Source organism: Streptomyces sp. NPDC054847, from assembly GCF_053610925.1.
In genome coordinates this window covers 1-1152 of record NZ_JBSGZJ010000794.1, presented here as the reverse complement: position 1 = coordinate 1152, position 1152 = coordinate 1, and the positions used below count along the sequence as shown (strand labels likewise).

Below are 1152 nucleotides of genomic sequence, written 5' to 3'. Positions count from 1 at the left end.
GCCCGCTGCGGCGGCCGGTGTCGCGGAACTGGTCGTGGAGCAGGCGCGGAAGGCGCCGGACGCCGTCGCCGTCCTGCACAACGGGCGGCGCCTGAGCTACGGCGAACTGGTCCGGGACGCCGCGCGGATGGCGCACTGGCTGCGGATCCAGGGGGTGCGCACCGACGACATCGTGGCGCTGGTGCTGCGGCCGGGCACGGACACCGTGACGGTGATGCTCGCCGTCGCCCTGGCCGGGGCCGCGTACCTGCCGCTGGATCCGGCGTATCCCGACGCCCAGCTGGAGATGGTGGTCGCCGACGCGCGGCCGCGGCTGCTGATCGCCGAGGAGGGCGAGCAGGGGCGGCTGCGGGGGCTGCCCGTGCACACGCCGCAGGCCGTGCGGGCGGCGTCGGCCGCGCTGCCGGTGTCCGCGCCGCTCACCTCGGCAGGCCCCGACACGGCGTTCAACGTGCTGTACACCTCCGGCTCCACCGGCCGCCCCAAGGGCGTGGTGCTGCACCACGGGGGCGTGCTGCGGATGATGCACCGGCCCGAGTTCGTGCCGCTGGGCCCGGGCGACACCGTCTCGCATCTGTCCCCGCTCAACTTCGACGGCGCCACGTACGAGATCTGGGGCGCCCTCACCCACGGTGCGCGGCTGGCGGTACTGGACAAGGAACTGGTCTTGAGTCCCCGCGAACTGCGTGCCGCGCTGCGCGAGTCGGACGTGACCACGCTGCTGGTCACCACCCCGCTGCTGAACCGGCTGATCGAGGACGCCCCGGATCTGCTGCAGTCGCTGCACCGCGTCTACTTCGGCGGCGAGATCGTCTCCGTGCCGCACATCCGCAAGGCGCTGCGCTGGGCGCGGCCCGGCACCCTGCTGCACAGCTACGGACCGACGGAGAACTCCTTCACCTCCTCCTGGCACGCGATCGAGGAGGTGCCCGAGGGGGCGCGGACCGTGCCGATCGGGCGTGCGGTGCCCGGCACCCGCCTCCATGTGGTCTGGGAGGGCACGCTGGTGCCCGCCCCCGCCTATGTGCCGGGCGAACTGGTCCTGGGCGGCGCCGGGGTGGCCCGCGGCTACCTGGGGGATCCGCGGCGGACGGCCGAACGGTTCGTGCCCGACCCGTTCGGCGGTGAGCCGGGCGCGCGCCTGTACCGCAC

Annotated in this window: 1 protein-coding gene; it reads left to right on the top strand. The window is 74.4% G+C overall.

All coding sequences use genetic code 11. The features are described from left to right. Positions 1–1152 (top strand): AMP-binding protein (locus ACWGH4_RS35290; protein WP_453468009.1); only part of this gene is annotated, 1152 nt, incomplete at both ends.